The sequence below is a fragment of the Salinibaculum rarum genome (genome assembly GCF_030505615.1).
Taxonomy (GTDB): Archaea; Halobacteriota; Halobacteria; order Halobacteriales; family Haloarculaceae; genus Salinibaculum; species Salinibaculum rarum.
Genome location: NZ_CP129992.1, coordinates 853150 through 872106, shown reverse-complemented (window position 1 = coordinate 872106; position 18957 = coordinate 853150). Strand labels below are relative to the sequence as shown.

At 63.7% G+C, this 18957-nt stretch carries 17 protein-coding genes and 1 pseudogene; 9 read left to right on the top strand and 9 right to left on the bottom strand.

What is annotated here, in order from left to right:
- Positions 1 to 38 precede the first annotated feature (38 nt).
- Both QYL91_RS04745 and lrp read right to left on the bottom strand, forming a co-directional pair.
- The gene (locus QYL91_RS04745) at positions 39 to 638 is read right to left on the bottom strand and encodes a DUF6663 family protein (protein ID WP_302082229.1); all 600 of its coding nucleotides are present in this window, start codon (positions 636 to 638) and stop codon (positions 39 to 41) included.
- Between the two features lie 98 nt (positions 639 to 736).
- Positions 737 to 1192 carry an HTH-type transcriptional regulator Lrp gene (gene lrp / locus QYL91_RS04740; RefSeq protein ID WP_302082228.1) on the bottom strand — a complete coding sequence of 152 codons (456 nt, stop codon included), beginning with the start codon at positions 1190 to 1192 and terminating at the stop codon, positions 737 to 739.
- Positions 1193 to 1317: 125 nt separating this feature from the next.
- On the opposite strand from lrp, the gene glnA reads away from it, so the two are divergent.
- On the top strand, positions 1318 to 2673 hold the full coding sequence (gene glnA / locus QYL91_RS04735) for a type I glutamate--ammonia ligase (RefSeq protein ID WP_302082227.1): 1356 nt from the start codon (positions 1318 to 1320) through the stop codon (positions 2671 to 2673).
- Between the two features lie 38 nt (positions 2674 to 2711).
- Here glnA and QYL91_RS04730 read toward each other — a convergent pair whose 3' ends face one another.
- Positions 2712 to 3962, bottom strand: coding sequence for a YihY/virulence factor BrkB family protein (locus QYL91_RS04730; protein ID WP_302082226.1), 1251 nt, complete (start codon positions 3960 to 3962; stop codon positions 2712 to 2714).
- An 86-nt stretch (positions 3963 to 4048) separates the two neighbouring features.
- Here QYL91_RS04730 and QYL91_RS04725 point away from each other — a divergent pair, with 86 nt between their 5' ends.
- Entirely contained in the window at positions 4049 to 4438 is a 390-nt protein-coding gene (locus QYL91_RS04725; protein WP_302082225.1) for a hypothetical protein, read from the top strand.
- On the opposite strand, the gene QYL91_RS04720 is transcribed toward QYL91_RS04725, so the two are convergent.
- Positions 4435 to 5538 (bottom strand): tRNA (guanine(26)-N(2))-dimethyltransferase, encoded by a 1104-nt coding sequence (locus QYL91_RS04720; RefSeq protein WP_302082224.1) that lies wholly within the window; start codon positions 5536 to 5538, stop codon positions 4435 to 4437. The genes QYL91_RS04725 and QYL91_RS04720 overlap by 4 nt on opposite strands.
- 510 nt (positions 5539 to 6048) lie before the next feature.
- On the opposite strand from QYL91_RS04720, the gene QYL91_RS04715 reads away from it, so the two are divergent.
- From QYL91_RS04715 to QYL91_RS04705, 3 genes are all read left to right on the top strand, one after another.
- A complete protein-coding gene (locus QYL91_RS04715; protein WP_302082223.1) occupies positions 6049 to 6396 on the top strand; it encodes a hypothetical protein in 348 nt (115 codons plus the stop codon).
- Positions 6397 to 6592: 196 nt separating this feature from the next.
- A complete protein-coding gene (locus QYL91_RS04710; protein ID WP_302082222.1) occupies positions 6593 to 8044 on the top strand; it encodes a methyl-accepting chemotaxis protein in 1452 nt (483 codons plus the stop codon).
- Positions 8041 to 8526 (top strand): chemotaxis protein CheW, encoded by a 486-nt coding sequence (locus QYL91_RS04705; RefSeq protein ID WP_302082221.1) that lies wholly within the window; start codon positions 8041 to 8043, stop codon positions 8524 to 8526. Before QYL91_RS04710 ends, QYL91_RS04705 begins: the two co-directional genes overlap by 4 nt.
- On the opposite strand, the pseudogene QYL91_RS18255 reads toward QYL91_RS04705, so the two are convergent.
- A pseudogene (locus QYL91_RS18255) lies at positions 8435 to 8638 on the bottom strand (hypothetical protein); the annotation flags it as partial. The gene QYL91_RS04705 and the pseudogene QYL91_RS18255 overlap by 92 nt on opposite strands.
- Positions 8639 to 8689: 51 nt before the next feature.
- Here QYL91_RS18255 and pheA point away from each other — a divergent pair.
- From pheA to QYL91_RS04685, 4 genes are all read left to right on the top strand, one after another.
- Complete coding sequence (gene pheA, locus QYL91_RS04700; RefSeq protein ID WP_302082220.1) at positions 8690 to 9505, top strand: prephenate dehydratase; 816 nt, start codon at positions 8690 to 8692, stop codon at positions 9503 to 9505.
- 25 nt (positions 9506 to 9530) lie between these two features.
- A complete protein-coding gene (locus QYL91_RS04695) occupies positions 9531 to 9935 on the top strand; it encodes an Hsp20/alpha crystallin family protein (RefSeq protein ID WP_302082219.1) in 405 nt (134 codons plus the stop codon).
- 25 nt (positions 9936 to 9960) lie between these two features.
- Positions 9961 to 10413 (top strand): peroxiredoxin, encoded by a 453-nt coding sequence (locus QYL91_RS04690; RefSeq protein ID WP_302082218.1) that lies wholly within the window; start codon positions 9961 to 9963, stop codon positions 10411 to 10413.
- An 82-nt stretch (positions 10414 to 10495) separates the two neighbouring features.
- On the top strand, positions 10496 to 11380 hold the full coding sequence (locus QYL91_RS04685; RefSeq protein ID WP_302082217.1) for an EamA family transporter: 885 nt from the start codon (positions 10496 to 10498) through the stop codon (positions 11378 to 11380).
- Between the two features lie 23 nt (positions 11381 to 11403).
- On the opposite strand, the gene leuS is transcribed toward QYL91_RS04685, so the two are convergent.
- The 4 genes from leuS to thsB form a co-directional block, all read right to left on the bottom strand.
- Entirely contained in the window at positions 11404 to 14097 is a 2694-nt protein-coding gene (gene leuS / locus QYL91_RS04680; protein ID WP_302082216.1) for a leucine--tRNA ligase, read from the bottom strand.
- A 93-nt stretch (positions 14098 to 14190) separates the two neighbouring features.
- Entirely contained in the window at positions 14191 to 15186 is a 996-nt protein-coding gene (locus QYL91_RS04675; protein WP_302082215.1) for an ornithine cyclodeaminase family protein, read from the bottom strand.
- A gap of 41 nt (positions 15187 to 15227) precedes the next feature.
- On the bottom strand, positions 15228 to 16883 hold the full coding sequence (locus QYL91_RS04670; protein WP_302082214.1) for a potassium channel family protein: 1656 nt from the start codon (positions 16881 to 16883) through the stop codon (positions 15228 to 15230).
- 281 nt (positions 16884 to 17164) lie between these two features.
- The gene (thsB, locus tag QYL91_RS04665) at positions 17165 to 18847 is read right to left on the bottom strand and encodes a thermosome subunit beta (protein WP_369685615.1); all 1683 of its coding nucleotides are present in this window, start codon (positions 18845 to 18847) and stop codon (positions 17165 to 17167) included.
- Positions 18848 to 18957: the final 110 nt, after the last annotated feature.

Here is an 18957-nt window from a genome sequence, read left to right as displayed (position 1 = left end):
TCTTTGCCGTCTCGACAGTCGATACCACAGAACGGGAATCAGACCAGCGGTTCGTCCGGCATCGGGCTGTCGTAGGTGTCCCGAATCGTCTCGGCGAAGAGACCGTCCTTCTCCAGAGCGATGGTGACGACGACGAAGTCGCTGGTTTCGGCCGGCTGGCAGATGAACACCTCGCGGGGGGCAGGACCGTCGTCGTCGCGGTCGTTGACGCGGTCGACCAGCGGTTCGAGCGGGCGGGAGCCGTCACAAAACTCCTCGAAGCGACTGGTCGGACCGCTGTCGGCGAAGACGTACACTGCGCCGTTGACGACGCCGTCGGTGTTGCGTGTGACGCGACTGCCCATCCCCTCGCCGGCGGTCTGGACCTCCTGCCAGAGGTCACGGGCGACCTCGAAGACCGGTTCGATGTCACGGAGATAGGTGTAGAGGGTCGGTCGCCGGACCGAGAGGGAGTCGACGGTCGGCGCGTCGCCGCCCCAGTCGATGTCTGCGTCGACGAGATAGCCGGGCCGGAGGTCCGCGACGGGAGCGTCGTGACCCTGCCGGGAGATGCGGACCGGGTCGTAGCTCTCCCGGCCGAGTAATCGAAGTGAGTCGGCGTCGGGGCCGGGCAGCACGCGAAACTGGTCGTCGTCCATAGGGTCGTTACTGGGCGACGGCGAAAAAACTCCCCGCATCGGCGTGCCCAGCGGTACTCATATCGCAGGCGCAGGCGATGTTCCAGCAGCCGCTTCGATTACTCGAGGTCGAGGTCGAACTGCTCGTGTTCTTTCGCGGGGTTGAGGACGACACTCGTGTTTGACTCGGTGATTCCCGGGTCGTTCAGGAGCGTCTTGATTTCGGCGTTCATGTCGTCAGTGTCCTCGAACTTCCCGATAGCGATGATGTCGTGGTCACCGGTGACCTCGTAGACGGTGACCATCTGGCGGTGCTCGCTGAGTTCCGCCGTCACGTCTTCTAGGGCCGTCCCTTCGACTTTCAACTGGAGAATCGCCGTCACGTCGTAGCCGAGTTTGTCGTAGTCGACCTTGGGTGTGTATCCCCGGATGATACCCTGGTCTTCGAGGTCAGAGAGGTGATTCGAGACGGTCGTGACCGATACGTCCAGTTCCTCTGCGAGGCTCCGGAGACTGGCACGGCCGTCGCCCAAGAGTGAATTCACTAGCTTTCGGTCGAGATTTTCGTACGTCATCAACTCTACAAACGACACCCAGGTATTAGATTTTTACGAATATCCAATTTTGGGAGTTCAGGGTGATAATTGCGCAGGATAGAAGGGTTTTAGTGATATCAGACCACCTTCACAGGTGACGAAAGATGACAAGCGAAAACATCTCTACGGAAGCTGAGAACGTCCTCGAGGAAATCGAGGAGCGAGACGTCGATTTCCTCAGGCTCCAGTTTACGGACATTCTGGGGACGGTCAAGAACGTCTCTATCCCGGCCGAACAGGCCGAGAAAGCGTTTACCGAGGGAATTTACTTCGACGGCTCCTCGATTGACGGGTTCGTCCGCATCCAGGAGTCAGACATGCGTCTCGAACCGGACCCCTCGACGTTTGCCGTGCTCCCGTGGCGCAACAGCGAGAAAGTCACGAGTGCTCGCCTCATCTGTGACGTCCACGACACGACCAGTGGCGAGCCGTTTGGCGGCGACCCGCGTCTGGTGTTGCAAAACGCGATCGACCGCGCGAACGACCTCGGATACACGGTCAACGCCGCACCCGAACCCGAATTTTTCCTCTTCGAAGAGGACGAAAACGGCAACGCCACCACGACGACCCACGACTCCGGTGGTTACTTCGACCTCGCGCCGAAGGACCTCGCACAGGATGTCCGTGGCGACATCATCTACGGGCTCGAAGAGATGGGCTTCGAGGTCGAGGCCAGCCACCACGAGGTCGCCGAGGGCCAACACGAGATTAACTTCACCTACGACGACGCGCTCACGACGGCCGACAACGTCGGGACGTTCCGCTCGGTCGTCCGTGCGATTGCCGCCGAACACGACCTGCACGCAACCTTCATGCCCAAGCCGATTCCGCGCATCAACGGCTCGGGGATGCACACCCACATCTCGCTTTTCACCGAGGACGGCGAGAACGCCTTCCACGACGACGACGGCGAGTTCAACCTCTCCGAGACGGCCCGTCAGTTCACCGCCGGGATTCTCGAACACGCGCCGGCGATTACGGCAGTCGCCAATCCGACGGTCAACTCCTACAAGCGCCTCGTGCCCGGCTACGAAGCACCGGTCTACATCGCGTGGTCGGACGTCAACCGCTCGGCGCTCATCCGCAAGCCCGCCGCACGCACGCCGGCCGCGAGCCGCATCGAACTTCGCTCGCCGGACCCGTCGTGTAACCCGTACCTGGCCTTTGCAGCGATGATTCACGCCGGCCTGGACGGTATCGAGAACGAACTCGAATGTCCCGACCCAGTTCGGGAGAACATCTACGACTTCGACGAGGCCAAACGCGAGGAGTACGGCATCGACACGCTGCCGACGAACCTCGGCGAGGCCGTCGACGCACTCGAAGAAGACGAAGTCATCATGGACGCGCTCGGTTCGCACGTCAGCGAGAAGTTCGTCGAGGCAAAGCGCCAGGAGTTCCAGGACTATCTGGTCGACGTCTCCGAGTGGGAAATCGACCGGTACCTCGAAAAGTACTGAGACACCACCACGGCGGCTTTTTTCGCGACCTGTGACGACTACCGGAGGTTCCGGAGCAGTTCGAGTGCGCGGCCGGAGAGACCGGCAGCGTTCAGCGTCGCACCGACCAGTACCATCAGCGTGTACAAGCCAAGCGTCGAGAGCCAGACGACGAGCATCGCGAGAATCGCCCAGCCGCCATCGAGGAAATAGAAGGCCCCGACGGTCATGGCCGTGCCGTAAAGCAGGACGATATACGGTCCCCAGTCGCGGGCGTGGCCACGGCGGACGCGGCGACGGACGTACTGCTGGAGGTCCGCTTCGAGTTCCTCCCTGTGGACGGTCCGGTCGTCTATCTCCTCCTCGAATCGGTCGAGTTCACGCCGAATCTCCGCCAGGTCCCCGTGGTCGACCGGTTCGGACTCGACGGTAGAGACGCCGCTCGTCTCCTCGGCGGTGTCGTCGGGCGACTCGTCGGAATCGCTCATCGGTTGTCTACTCTTGCGAAGCGACCCCTGTTGTAGTTGCCGGTCTTTCTGGCCGGCCAGGACAGCGTTTAGTGCCGCGCCGAGCAACACGAGCAACCCGCCGAAGTAAAACCACGTCAACAGGAGCAACACGGCCCCGATAATGCCATACAGCTGGAAGGCTGCGGCGCGTGACGCGTAGAGGCTGAACAAGAGACTCAGCAGCGTCCACCCGCCACCGGCGAAGATGGCTCCCGGGACTGCCTCCCAGAAGCTGACTCTGGAGTCCGGAAAGACGTAGTACACCGGCAAGAAGACGACAGAGAGAACGGCCACGAGACCGAGCGGGCCGAGATACTCCGCACGCGGGAGGTCAGACAGCGGGAGGGCTGTCCCGAGCAAGACTGTCATCCCCAGTCCCAGCCCCATGGCGCCGAGCACGAGCAGCGCATCCCGAACCTGTTCGACCAGTCCAAGCGGCGCCTCGGCACCGTATACCCGCGAAAAGGCAATATCCAGGCCGCGGAACACGCGGAGCGAACTCCAGAGCAGGACGGCCAGCCCGATAACGGTCGCCCCACCCCGCCCGGTGTCGCTGACGAGTGCCGTCTCGATAACTGTCGCCGCCTGAGGCGTCAGGAACTCCTCGAGGACGACCAGTATCTGGGTCGCGATTGTCTCGCCCGCAATCGCAGACCCAGCGGCCAGTGTGACCAGCAACAGCGGGATAATCGAGACAAAGGCGTAGTAGGCGATAGCTGCAGCCAGAAATGTCAGTTGCTCGTCCCGGATGACCGCAACCAGCGAGCGGGCAAACGCGGCGAATCTGGCGTTTCGGGTCATACTCCCGACTGGCGCGTGGACGACCCATCATACTATCGACTAGTTTGCCTCGAAAGTCATTAGGGAACTGGGGCCGACCTCTCGGTATGGATTGGAACGAGGAGACGTTTCGCCTGACGGTCGTGTTGCTCCTCGCGAGTCTCCTCCTCATCGGACCCGGCCTCGCCGGTTTCGGCGGGTCGCTACTGCTCGTCGTGGATGTCCTGCTGGTCGCCGCCGGCCTCTATGCCGTCCGGGACCGGCTGGCGACAGCTCCCGAAGTGCTGACCCACGACCTCGGGCACTACGCCGCCGCCCTCTGGACGAGTGGTGTCGTCGCCGCGGCCGTGTTGCTGTTCCGTCTGTCGGCGACCCCCGATGAACTCGTTGCACTCGGTGGCCTCGTGGGCCTTCTGGGGATGGTCAACTACTTTCTGCGACCGGTCTACCGACTGCTCGTGGTCGTCGGCCGGACCTTTTTCGGCGCGACGGCCTAGTCGCCGGTCGCGGCGCGAATCTCCGGAACCGACGCCGGCGTTTTGAACGTCGTCCCACCGTAGTGGGTCCGTGAGGCCTCGTATCCGGCCGCGCGCAGTTGCTCGAGGAACTCGTCCATCGCCGGTGCGGACCGCCCCCAGCGCTTGCACAGCCGATGCTGGTCGTAGTGTGTCGGGACCGGGAGTTCAGCCTCTAGCGTCTCCAGCAGGTCGACTGTCTTCTCGGCGGTTCCCATCTCCGCAGTGACCGCGTCCCGGACAGTTGCCACGAACGACTCCTCGTGGGCCGGGCCGAGCCAGACCGGGCCGGCAGTCTGGATGCCGTGTTCACAGTCGGGGCACCGTTCGGGCGGGTCAGCGATGAGTCCGTGTTCGGTCTCGCGGCGAAGACAGTGTTCGCAGTGGTGGATGTAGCCGAGCTGGTCCATCGCTTCGTTGGCGACCGTCGCACCCCGGTCGAGTTCGAGGTAGGTCCGGACGTAGTGTTTCGTCGCGTGAGTGAGAATCGGGACGGCGGCGATGTCGTAGCGCGCCGCAGTCCGGACGAGCGCAGAGAGGAGAATGCGAACGCCCATCTCGGCGTGGTACTCGGTGTTGCGCGGAATCGCGCTGTAGCTGCGGACGCCGCTGTGGAAGTGCGCCCCACACAGCGGCGCGGTGTCGGTCGCGGTGATACAGAGGAGGTTTCGCGTCCCCTGGCAGGCGGCGTCGACGAACGGAATCGGGGTCCCGAACGGGTCGATATCCACCACGTCGAAGTAGTCTTCGTGGAGCAGCGGGTTGGCGTCCCGGTGGAGAACGGACCCGTCGAGGTCGTTGCGTGCGAGGTTCTCCTGGCAGAGCGCGACCGCGTCCTCGTCGATGTCCGCGCAGGTCACCTCCCAGCCGTCGGCCGCGGCACGGACCCCCCGGATACCGCTGGCGGCGGTGGCATCGAGGTACGACGCTGCGCGCGGCTCGCGCTCACGATAGGCACGCAACGCGGCGACGGTCACGTCGCGGTTCAGTTCCTGAACGGGGTTGAAGAACACGTCGTCGCCGATGCTGTCGCCGTCCTGCTCGGGCACCGTACACTCGACGTTACCCTCCTCGACTCGCATACCTCCGTTCGGACGGCGACGGCGAAAAGCGCCACGCTCTCCGCTGGCAGCGCTCGACACGACGGGTGGCGGACAGCCGGCACGCGACGACGACTGCGAAGCGGTGTGCCGGACTATCGCTGCCCGCTTCGCAGCAGTTCTCAGAGCATGGCCAGGGTTGGTCGCGTTCTCGGCCTTAAATATCGGGCTGGGTACGGTGGCGCGCGCTGGCGAGCGTGTTCCACTGGACCGCGAGACAGCGGCGCGCGAGGGATGAACGAGTGAGCACAGCGAACGAGTGAATCGGCTGGGGAGGCGCGTGGCTGCGGTCGGGTGGAATGAAAGGGGCGAGTGTCTCGCAGAACCCCGGCGATGTAAGCACGTGAGCACAGCGAGCGCGCGCAACGAGCCGCGGGACGCGAGACACTCGGGGCTTTCTGGTTGTTCGAGAGCGGTCTGAGGACAGTAGCGATATTAATGCAGTCTCCTAGCACCGACGGGATTTAGTCGACCACTCACAAACGGGAAGGCGTGACAGCGGTCGACGAGTGGACAGACGACCTCGCGACGGCCGGGGAACTCACCCCGGCGATAGTCGACCGCATCGTCAGTCTCCACGGTGACCGCGGCCAGCAGGCCATCGAAGCCGTCGCCGAGAAACGGGTCAAAGCCTACCGCGATTTCACCGTCGTCGTCGGCCACGACGACGAGTACATCGTCGAAAACGACGGCTGTACCTGTAAGGACAGCGAGTACAACCTCGACCAGGCAGACCCCGACCAGCTGTGCTGGCACGCGCTCGCCGTCCGCATCGCCGAAGCTATCGGCGAAACCGACGACCACGACATGTGGTACTCCGACGTTCGGGATTTCCTTTGACCGTTCTCACCGCGCGAGCGGAACCCCTCTTTTTTGTCCAACCGAGAGATGATAGACAGTCACAAGTAGATACTATAACCTAAAATAGTGAATTTTTATATAAACAACCGTGATACGCCGGTTTTCCATACGTTGAGGAATCAGTTTTGATATTCCACTAGATTTATTTAAATATAACTACAGCAAAGGTACGGGTATGGCAGCTCAGAAGTCGCCACAGAAGCAAGCATCGTCCGACAAAAGAGAGGGAGGCGCTGTGAAGCAGATTGGTGTCTCGGAGGATATTGGCCCGTCGAAGCCTACCGAGGGTGTCGTCTCCGAAGAGTTGCCCTCGGAACATTTCGAACTGGACAGCCTCTATCAGCGGATGGGCGCAACCGAGGCGAAGGTGATGCTCCAGGAGCGGACAAAAGAACTGGGTGCAATCACGCGCGCAGCCGAACTGTTCAACGAACTGGACCGCCCGGCCGAAGAACTCATTCAGACGTACGTGACGGAGCTCCCAAAGTGGTTCCAGTACCCCGACGTTACGGAAGCACAGCTAGCCGTCGGCGACGCCACCGCGGAATCGAGCGGCTACCGGCAAACGTCACAACCAATCACGACAGAGGTCCAGTCGGAACACGGGACGCCCGTATACATCGAAGTCGTGTACACGGAATCACGTCCACAGGAGGACGACGGTCCCTGGCTTGAGGAGGAACAGGACCTTCTCGACACCATCGTCTCGTTCATCCAGGGATACGTGACCCAGTGGGAGAACAGAGCGCAAATCGAGGCACAGCTCGACCATCAACAGGACGTCGCCCACGAGGTAGAGAACGGCGTCGAAGAAGTCAAACAGACCTCCGAGGATGTCGCAGAGAAGGCGGAGGCGATCAGTGCAAACGCACAGAGTTCCGCCGACGCAACGAGTGAAGTTGCAAGCGAAGTCTCCGACATGTCCGCGACCGTCGAGGAGATCGCCTCGACCGCCAGCGACGTCGCAGCGACCAGCCAGCAAGCCGAAGAACTCGCAGAACACGGCCGAGATGCAGCGACCGAAGCTATCGACGTGATCGAAGACATCGATGCGTCGACCGAAGATGTCACCGCGGACATCACCGGCCTGCAGGACAATATCGACGAAATCGACGAAGTCGTCGAAGTCATCAACGACATCGCAGACCAGACGAACATGCTGGCGCTCAACGCCTCAATCGAAGCCGCGCGGGCCGGTGAGGCAGGTGACGGATTCGCCGTCGTCGCTGACGAAGTGAAATCGCTCGCCGGAGAGTCACAGGACCACGCTACCGACATCGAGGGGATGATTCAGAGCATTCAAACTGAAAGCGCCGAGGCGGTAGCGAATTTACAGGAGACGAACGAACGCGTCGACCAGGGAATTGACCAGGTCGAAGCCGCGATGGAGACGCTTCAAGAGATTGCAATCGCTATCGAAGAAGCGTCTGAAGGAATCCAGGAAGTTGCGAGCGCGACCGACGATCAGGCTGCAAGCACCACGGAAGTGGCCAGTATGATAGACCAGGTCAAAGAGGAGGCCGAAACTGCCGCGGCTGCTGTCGAAGAAATCGCCGCAGCAAACGAGGAACAGGCCGCAAAAGTCTCGGAGATCAACGAGACGGTCATGGAGTTGACCGAAGAATGAGCACGACCCAGAAACCAGCCGAGAGTCGTCCACGAGAGACCGTCCAAGTGCTCACGTTCGGCATCGGTAACCAAGAGTACTGCATCGAATTAGAGTACGTAACGGAAATCATCGACGGCGGCAAAATGACGGTGGTCCCAAACACCGCCGACCACGTTGAGGGTATCATGGACCTGCGAGGGCAGACGACGACGATAATCGATCCACTCGTGTTGCTCGATGGTGCATCCATCGACCCCGACGAGTTACTGACAGACGGCGGCGGAAACACGAACCGCGTAATCATGCTCGACAAGCAACTGGTCGACGGTAGCGGGGCCATCGGATGGCTCGTCTCGACAGTATCAGCAGTGGCAGAGATTCCACTCGACACGCTCGAAGCCGAAGGGATCACCGACTCACCGCTATACAAGGGCGTCTCCAAACGAGACGACAGCGATGAGTTCCTGATCTGGCTTGATCCGGAGGCAATGACCGAGTGAGGGACCCGAAACCCCACACCGTGATGACTGTGCGTCCCAGATTGTCCCCGCGTTCGTAGTCGGTTCGTTCGACATCCGTGCGGCGATTGTACGTCTCATCGAGGGTCGATTGTGCAAAAAGGAACCACGGTACTTTTGCCCGTCACCAGAGTACGAGGCGGATATGAACGTGCTCACGCTGGGGCCGTCTGGAACCTACTCCCACCGGGCGGCAAGCGCCGTCGCCGACGACGAAAACATCGAATTCTCCGAGTCGGTGACCGCCATCGTCGAGTCCGTCTCGGAGGGCGAGTACGACCGCGGGGTCGTCCCCGTCGAGAACAGCATCGAGGGGTCGGTCACCGAGTCGCTCGACGCCTTCGCCAACTACGACGTGGCCGTCCTCCGTGAGATTATTACGCCAATCCGCCACGCACTCCTGGCACAGGACGAGGACTTCGAGACCGTCGCCAGCCACGCCCAGGCACTCGCACAGTGTCGGGAGTACCTCGAAGTACACTACCCCGACGCCGACCTCGAAGCCGTCGCCTCCACCGCACGCGGCGTCCAGCGCGCCCGGGAGGACGACTCGATTGCGGCCATCGGCCACCCGGCCAACGCCGAGAACGGCGCGCCGCTGTCGGTCCTCGCCGAGGACATCCAGGACCGCAGTTCCAACGCGACGCGCTTTCTGGTGGTCGCGCCGGTCGACGAGCGCACCGAGGCGGGGTCGAAAACCTCCTTTATCGTCTACCCGAGCGAGGACCGGCCGGGCCTGCTTCTGGAGATGCTCGAACCCTTCGCCGAGCGGGACATCAACCTCACGCGCGTCGAATCGCGGCCCAGCGGCGAGCGCCTGGGCGACTACGTCTTCCACATCGACATCGCCGCCGGCCTCTACGAGGAACGGACCCAGGACGCGCTGGCGGACGTCGAATCGCTGACCGCCGACGGGTGGGTCCGCCGGCTCGGCTCGTACGACTCCGAGACCGTCGTTTAAGTTCGTTGACGTAGTAAGAGGAGATATGAGCGAGCGTTCCGACCCGTTCGACGACGTAGAGAAGTTACTCGACCAGTTGACACAGTTTGGAGCGGCCACTGGCGGTGACGTGCCCGTCGACATCAAAGACGAGGGCGAGACCGTCGTCGTCGTCGCGGACCTGCCCGGCTACGACACCGAGAACGTCGACGTGCAGCTAGAGGACGAGTATACGCTATCGATAACGGCGACGCGCGAGGACAGCGAGACAGTCGAGGACGGCGAGTACGTGCGACAGGAACGCCACAGCGAACGCGTGAGTCGAACGGTCACGCTCCCGGTTGCAGTCGACGCCGGGTCGGCAGCGGCCAGCCACGAGAACGGCGTCCTGACCGTGCACCTGGACAAACAGACAGCCAGCGACGCCGGGACTGACATCCCGGTGAACTGAAGGAGCCAGCGAGTGGGGACGCACTATGGTACTCGATACGGGCGCTTCGGTGCCGGCGGTGAGCGCGACCAACCAGAACGGCGACCGGATTACCGTCGACTTCGTCGCCCCGACGGTGCTCTTTTTCTATCCGCGTGACGGAACACCGGGCTGTACGACCGAGGCCAGTCAGTTCCAGGCCGAACTGGAGACCTACCGCGAGGCAGGCATCGAGGTGTACGGCGTCTCGACGGACGACGCCGACGCCCACCGGGAGTTTGCCGACAGCGAGGGGCTCGAATTCGACCTGCTCGCGGACCCCGACGAGCGCATCGCAGACGCCTTCGGCGTCCCGGTGTCCGACGGCGCGGCCGAGCGGACGACCTTCGTCTGTGCCAAGCGGCAGGTGTGTGGCCTCTACGAGGGCGTCCACCCGGACGGACACGCGCGAAACGTGCTGAAAGATATCCTCGATGTCGGACTGGCAAGTCTGGAGTAAGCACGGGTCCGTGCGGTGACCGGCGACAGCGTCGGCTACCCGAGTTCGGGGGGTATACACGTCTCCGTTCCAAACGCCTGCTGTGCTCCAGGCAGGCCTCCTCCTCTCGCTGGCTGCCGCGCTTATCTTCGGCGTCTATCTGTTCGTCTACAAACACTCCTTCGCTGGGCTGCCGTCGACGGTGTACGTCGCCGCCATCGAGATAACGGGCCTGTGCTGGTATGCGGGTATCGCAGCGGTGACCTGGCCGGCCGGCAAACCGCTGGTACCGGCGGATTTCGGGACGAAACCGGCGCTGGTGCTCCTCGGCGTCTGTGGGGCCATCGCCGCCGCAAACCTCGTCTCGATTCGGGCGTTCAAACTGGGGGACGTCTCCTACGTCGCGCCGTTAAACAAACTCGCCCCGGCGTTTGTCCTCCCGGTGGAGGTGGCACTGCTGGCGATACGGCCCGACCCGATCCAGGTACTCGGGCTCTGTCTCGCGGTGGTGGCTATCTACGTCGCAAACTACGAGGGCGGCGGACTCCTCGTCCCGTTCCGGCGGGCAGCCCGCTATCGACCGGCACAGCTCGCCCTCGCTGGCGCGGTCATGTTCGCACTCTCAGACGTCGGCGTCCGGGCACTGCTCTCGCGGACCGGACTGACTCCACAGGCGGTCGCCCTGGCGTCGTTTGCCGGCGTCGCCGTCGCCGCCATCCCGCTTGCCGCACAGCGCGTCGTGTGGGACGACCTCCGGGTCGTACTGCCGGGTATCACCGCGCTGTCCGGGTTTTTCGCGGTCGCCATCCACCTGAAGACGGTCGCGTTCTCGCTGGCCGACGCCAGCGTCGTTTCACCCATCGTCAACACGCAGGCGGTGGTCGCCGTGCTGCTCGGTGGCGTCCTCCTCCGTGAAGAAGGGCTGGCGCGGCGACTCGCCGCCGCGGTGCTGGCGGTCGGCGGCGTCGCGCTGATAGCTATCGGGTAGTGTCGCCGGTTGCCGTCAGTCGCTCATTCTTCGATGTTGATAGCGGGCCGACCGGGTTCGGCGTTGGCAGTGAGGTCCTCGGGGGCGTCGTCGGCGTCGAACACTGCGACCTCGGCGTCGAACTCCTGTTCGACGAGCCAAGCCGCTCGCGCCAGCGTCTCGCGCTCGCGGTCGGGCGAGAGGTGTTCGTCGACGTGTCCCGCGCCGGCGAGTTCTTTGGCGAAGTCGGCGGCGGCTTCACCCTGCTGGCGGAGTTGCTCGTCCTGCATGACGGTCCCGACAACGTCGCCGTCGGCGTCGCGGGCGATGTCGACGACGCGGTGTTTCCAGTCGGGCGCGACCGCAATCTCGATGCGCTCGGGGTCGGCGATGTCCGCCACGTCGATGATGTCGCGGATGTCCTCGCGCGTGTTCTCGACGAGGCGCTGTTCGAGGTCGTAGTCGGCGGGCGCGTCGGCCTCGGGCCAGTCGGCCTCGGCAATCAGCCCATCGCGGTCGAGCAGGTCCCAGAGTTCCTCTGCGACGTGTGGTGCGACCGGGGAGACGAGCCGTGCCGTCACCGAGAGACCGTACTCGAACGTGTCCTCGTCGGGGGTCGCCGAGTTCTGGTACTGGCGCAACAGCGAGACACACTCCCGGACCGCCTGGAGTGCGTGGTTGAATCGGAAGTTCTCGAACTCCTCTGTCGCGGTTGCGGCCGTCGCCTCGATTTCGCGGTCGACGTACTCCGCGATGTCGTCGTCTGCCGCCCCCGCCACGTCGAGGTCACCGGCCGCGTAGTCGGCGACCAGCGAGTAGACGTTCTGGAGGAACTGGTGGGCAGACTGGACGCCCTCCTCGGTCCAGTCGAAGTCTTTCTCTGGCTGGGCGGCGCTCATCATGAAAAACCGGGCCGTATCTGCGCCGTACTCCTCGACGATGCGCTGCGGGGAGACGACGTTGCCCTTCGATTTGGACATCTTGTCGCCGTCCAACAGCACCATCCCCTGGTTGGTGAGGTTCTTGAACGGTTCGCGCAGATTCTCCTCGGCCTGGGCCGAGGAGTCGAGCAGGTCGATGTCGTCGAGGACCTTCGTGAAGAAGCGCGCGTACAGCAGGTGCATCACGGCGTGTTCGATGCCACCGACGTACTCGTCGACGGGCATCCACTCGCTTGCCTGCGCCGTGTCGAAGGGCACGTCCGCGAGGTCCGGCGAGATATAGCGCAGGAAGTACCACGAGGAGTCGACGAAGGTGTCCATCGTGTCCGTCTCCCGCGTGGCCGGGCCGCCACAATCGGGGCACTCGACGGACTTCCACTCCTCGGCGGCGTCGAGCGGGTTGCCGGTGGTGTGGATAAAGTCGGGCAGTTCGACGGGCAACTCCTTCTCGGGGACGGAGACGAAGCCACACTCTTCACAGTCGACGACCGGAATCGGCGTCCCCCAGTAGCGCTGGCGGGAGATGAGCCAGTCCCGCAGACGGAACTCAATGCGGTGTTCGCCGTCAAAAACGTCGACGAATCGCTCGCGGGCCTCCCCGCTCTCCAGTCCGTCGTACTCGCCGCTGTTGACGAGGACGCCGTCTTCGGGGTAGGCTTCCTCCTGGACGTCGATGTCGTCGGGGTCAACGTCAGCGTCAGAAGTCGGTTCGACAGCCTGCTCGATTGGGATGTCGTGGGCCTCGGCGAAGGCGTGGTCGCGCTCGTCGTGGGCGGGCACGGCGTAGAGTGCGCCCGTCCCCACGTCTTCGAGGACGTAGTCGGCGACGTAGACGGGAATCTCCTCGCCGGTCGCGGGGTTTATCGCGTATTCACCGGTGAAGACGCCGGAGGTCTCGTCTAACTCCTCGTCGGCGTCAGCGCGCTGGACGTACTCGGCGACGTCGTCGTTCTCCTCGGCGAGTTGCTGGGCGACGTCGTGACCCGGCGAGAGCGCGAAGAAGGTCGCCCCGTAGATGGTGTCGAGGCGGGTCGTGAAGATTTCCACGTCGCCGTAGCCGGGAATCTCGAACTCGACGCTGTCACCTTCCTGGCGGCCAATCCAGTTGCGCTGCATCTCGCGGACGTTCGCCGGCCAGCCCTCGAGGGCGTCCAGTTCGTCGAGCAGTTCCTCGGCGTAGTCGGTAATCGTCAGCACCCACTGGTCGAGTTCGCGCGCCTCGACCGGTGTCTCACAGCGCCAGCACACTTCCCCTTCGCCTTCGACCTGCTCGTCGGCCAGCACCGTCTCGCAGGAGGGACACCAGTTGATTTCCTCGGCGCGGCGGTCGACGAGTCCTTCCTCCCGGAAGCGGGTGAACAGCCACTGATTCCACTGGTAGTACTCGGGCGTGCAGGTCGTCACTTCGCGAGACCAGTCGTAGCCAAAGCCCATCGACTGCATCTGCTCGCGCATCGACTCGATACACTGCATCGTCCACTCGCGGGGGTTGGTATCGCGTTCCTCGGCGGCGTTCTCGGCGGGCAGTCCAAACGAGTCCCATCCCATCGGGTGCAGTACGTCCTCACCGCGGAGTCGCTCGAAGCGGGCGTAGGCGTCCGTAATCGTGTAGTTGCGGACGTGGCCCATGTGGAGGTTTCCGGAGGTGTAGGGAAACATCGCCAGCACGTACGACGGGTCCGTGGCGTCGTCGTCGATTTGGAACACATCTTCGTCGTCCCAGACGCGTTGCCACTTGGGTTCGATGTCGCCGTGGTCGAACGCCTCCCGTTGGCGCTGGCCGGTCCCTGCAGTCATTGTTACCTGCTTGTGGTAGAGCGACGATGCTATACCTTTCCCTTCCGCGATAGCGACGGCGTGTCCCCGGCAGAACAGACAGCGTGGGGCGTCTCAGGTATCGGTCCCGACCAGCGGAAAGTCCGTGCCGATGTCCTGCTCGCGGGCGTGCTCGTAGACGACGTGGGACGCGGCCACGTCCTGAATCGCCAGCCCCGTCGAATCGAAGACGGTCACGCCGTCGCCGTCCTCCCGACCCGGCTTCTGGCCGGCGACGACCGCTCCGATTTCGGCGTGGATATCGTCGGCATCGAGTGTCCCCTCGCTCCAGGGGACGTTGATTTCGCCGGAGTGGGTACACTGCTCGTGGTCGTCGATGACGATTTTGGCGTCGGCCAGCACGTCGTCTGCAATCTCGTGTTTGCCGGCGGCGTCGGCCCCCATCGCGTTGACGTGGGTTCTGGAGCCGACCGCATCGACGATAGGGTCGCGAACCGGCGTCGTCGTCGAGACGATGTCACAGGACGCCGCCTCGACAATCGGCCCTTCGTGGATGGCGAAGTCGTCGCCGTACCGCTCGATGAGCGCCGCGATGGCGTCCCGGTCGACGTCCGCGACGACGACCTGTTCGATGTCCCGCACCTGTGCAATCGCTTCCAGTTGCGAGTAGGCCTGAATCCCGGCACCGACAAGCCCCAGCGTCGTGGCGTCTTCGCGGGCGAGGTGTCGGGTCGCGACGGCGGCGGCCGCGCCCGTCCGCAAGCGGGTAAGCGTCGTCCCGTCGAGAATCGCCAGCGGGAGCGCGGTCTCGGGGTCAGAATAAATCATCGTCCCCATCACGGTCGGGAGGTCGTGGTCGTCCGGATTCGACGGATGGGAGTTGACCCACTTGACCCCCGCCGCTTCCCAGCCCTCCTCGTCAGTTCGGTCGATGTAGGCGGGCATCGAGCGGAAGTCGCCGTCGTGCTGTGGGAGGTCGATGTAGGATTTGGCGGGCATCTGGACGTCCCCGGTGGCGTCCGCACCGAATGCCGCTTCGACGGCATCGATGACCGCCGCCATGTCGGCACTCGCGGCCACGTCGTCCGGTCCGAGAAGGAGCGTCTCCATACCCGACTGTCGGCGTGCCGTCTACTTATTCGTGCGGGCTGTCACCGGGTGTCGAAAGTGCGTTCGAATTCCTGGATGGCTTTGTCGCTGCCGGCGACGAACACCTCGTCGTCGGCTTCGACGGTCGTCTCTTCGTCGGTGTCGACGCTACCAGCGTGGAGGAGTCCGACGACCGTCCAGTCGGCCGAGGTGTCACGCAGGTCGCCAAGTGTCTCACCGACGAACGGTCCGGCATCGGTGCGGACGAGGCGTATCTGGCTGGTCGGGTCCATGACGCGCTCGCCGTGGACTTCGGAGGCGACCAATCGGGCACACGCCCGCTGGACCGAGAGCACGTAGTCGGCACCGGCACGGAACGCCGCGGACGTCTTCTCGGCGTCAGTGACCCGGGCCAGAATCTCCACGTCGTCCGACAGCGCCCGGGCCATCGCCACAGTCATCAGTGCCGTCGCATCGTCGTCGACGGTCACGACCAGTGCCGTCGCCGAGTCGATGCCCGCCGCCTGGAGCGTCTCGGGTTCGGTCACGTCACCGAGCACGTCCGGGTCGGCCGCCGGGTCGGCATCGATAGTCGTCACACCACAGCCCGCAGAAAACGTTTCGACGGCCGCCGAGCCACCCTCGCCGAGTCCCGCGACGATGGCCTCGGAATGAGTCGACTGAGAGGGTGTTCGGATGCCGGCGACCTCCCGTGCGAGGTCGTCGATCTCCGCTGTCGGGCCGGCGACGACCAACACGGTGTTGGGCGTCAGCAGGTCGTCAGCCGACGGCGGAAGGCGCAACTCGCCGTCGAACCAGCCCGCGACCAGCGTCAGGTTCGGATGTTCGACAATCGGGGAGTCACCGACACGAACGCCGTGGAGCGTGCTGTCCCGGCGGACGAGGACCTCCCGGATGGCGACATCGCTTTCGCCAGGGACGCCTTCGACCGCGATTGGCGTCGTGGCTTTCTCGGCGAGGCGGCGGCCGATGAGTGCGTGCGGGGAGACGCTCCGGTCGACACCGACCTCCGCGAGTGCCGCTGTCCGCCGGGTCGATTCGGTGAAACTGATGACGCGGAGGTCTTCGTTTGCCTCCAGGGCCGTCAGGACGATACTGGCCGTGCGGTCGCCAGCGTCGGTGATGAGTATCGACGCGCGGTCGATGGTCGCCCGGTCGAGGTCCGTGCGCGTCTCCGCGTCGCCGTGGATTACCTGATACCCGTCGTCGGAGAGTTGCTTTGCTTCGGTTTCGTCGGACTCTATCAGGACATAGCCAACGTCGAGCTGTTCGAGTTCGTCCAGCAACACGCCGGTATCGCGTTCGTACTCCGCGACGACGACGTGGTCGCGTTTCGTCGAGAGTCGGTCGTCGAGGTTGAGCGGCGTCCGCTCGAACAGCGGAATGACTAGCACCCGGAGCGTGACGAAACCGATGACGACACCGGTGAGTTGCATCGTCACCATGAACACGTTCATCCACGGCGTCGCCCACGGCGAGTCGGCGCCGTATCCGGTGGTGGTCATCGTCTCGGTGACGATCTGGAGCGAGTGAAAGATGGTTCGGGGCCGGTTCTCGAGATGCCGCATCCCCGCATAATAGAGGACGACATAGAGCCCAACGACTGATACGAGTCCGACGACGTAGACGACCAACAGCCGTTGGCGGCGGGTCAGCCCCCCGAGCGGGAGTCGGTCGAGATACTCGAACGTCCGCATTCCTCTATTTGAGGGTCCGGACGGGTATTAAATGGTCTGCCGTCCCGGCGTCGCTCGCTCCGGACGAGCCGCTAACTGCGGAATTCAGAAATTAAAACGGAGTGTGGTTGCGGTGGGTTCCACGATAGCATCCGCGAGCGGTGCGGTGGCGGTGAGTCGACAGGGAATGCACCCGCGAGCGCTCTACCGAGCGCGAGCGGCCTTTTTCCCCAAGTTTTTCCGAGGAGGGGTGCGGTGCGCGCCGGAGGCGCGCCCGATACCCGACGACGGAAAAAGTGGGCTTACATCATACCGCCCATGCCGCCGCCCATGCCGCCCATGCCGCCGGGCGCGCCACCGGGTCCGCCGGGTCCGCCAGCGTCCTCTTCACCTTCGGTGGAGAGGTCGCCGGCAGAGATGATGTCGTCAATCTTCAGGACGAGGTTGGCGGCCTCGGTCGCAGAGGAGAGCGCCTGGCTCTTTGCGTGGGCCGGCTCGACGACGCCAGCCTCGTAGGTGTCGACGACGTCGCCGGAGAAGACGTTCAGGCCGGCGCGTGCGTCGCCACCCTCGTGGGCGGCGCGGAGGTCGACGAGCGTGTCGATGGAGTCGATCCCGGCGTTGCCAGCGAGCACGCGCGGGACGACTTCCAGCGAGTCGGCGAAGGCCTCGATGGCGAGCTGTTCGCGGCCGCTGATGCCGTCGGCGTAGTCACGCAGACGGGCAGCGAGTTCGACTTCGGGCGCACCGCCGCCGGGGAGAACGGTTCCCTGGCTGATGGTGCTGGCGACGACGTCGAGTGCGTCGGTGACGCCGCGCTCGATTTCGTCGACGACGTGCTCGGTCGAGCCACGGAGCAACAGCGTGACACCGTGGGACTGCTCGCCGGCACCCTCGATGTAGAACAGCTCTTCGCTCTCGTCGCGGGTGATGTTCCCGCGGCCAATGTCGTCTGCGGTCGCCGTCTCGAGGTCCGAGACGATGTTGGCGTCGACGACTTCGCGGAGGAACTGCATGTCCGACTTCTTGACGCGGCTCGTGGCGAGAATACCCTCTTTGGCGAGGTAGTGCTCGGCCATGTCGTCGATGCCCTTCTGACAGAAGACGGCGTCGACGTCGAGGTCGGCAATCTGGTCGACCATCTCCTGAAGTTGGGCCTCTTCCTGGTCGAGGAAGTCCTGGAGTTGGTCGGGGTCGGTGAGGCTGACGGAGGTGTCGGCTTCCGTCTCGTCGACTTCGAGCGGGGAGTCGACAAGGAGGACGTTCGCGTCGTCGAGGTCAACGGGCATGTTCTCGTGGGCCGGGTCCTTGCTGACGACAGCGCCGTCGAGCAGTTCGGAGTCACCCGCAGAGCGGCCGGACTGGGTCTCGACGTTGAGGTAGGCCAGGTCGACGATGTAGGAGCCGTCGTCGGCTTCGACGGTGACCGACTGCGCGCCGTCGACGACGAGCTGGGAGAGCAGTTCCTTGTACTGTTCGACGCCCTTGCCGGTCATCGAGGTCTGTGCGACCTTCTTGAGGGCGTCCTCGTCCTCGCGGTCGATGTCGATGGAGATGTTCTCGACTTCCTCGCGGGCCTTCTCGGAGGCCATGTTGAAGCCCTTGATGACGGCCGTCGGGTGGATGTCCTGGTCGAGGAGGTCCTCGGCGTTTTTCAGCATCTCGCCGGCGATGGCGACGGCGGTGGTGGTGCCGTCACCGGCCTCGTCTTCCTGGGTCTGGGCGACTTCGACAATCATCTCGGCGGTGGGATTGTCGATGTCCATCGTTTCGAGGATTGTCACACCGTCGTTCGTGACGGTGATGTCGCCGAGCGAGTCGACGAGCATCTTGTCCATCCCCTTCGGACCGAGTGTCGAGCGTACCGACTCGGAGACCGCACGCGCAGCGGAAATGTTGTGCTCCTGCGCGCTCTTGTCCTTCATTCGCTGGGCGTCTTCGCCCAAGATAATCATGGGCTGGCCCTGCATCTGCTGCTGGCTCATAGTCAAGAGATGGTTTGCATGTGGTTCTATATAAATCCCGTGGAAATGGCTCGCCGTTGAATCCGCGTTCGAATCGTCAAACCACCAGAAGGCAGCAGTTTCGGTCGAAC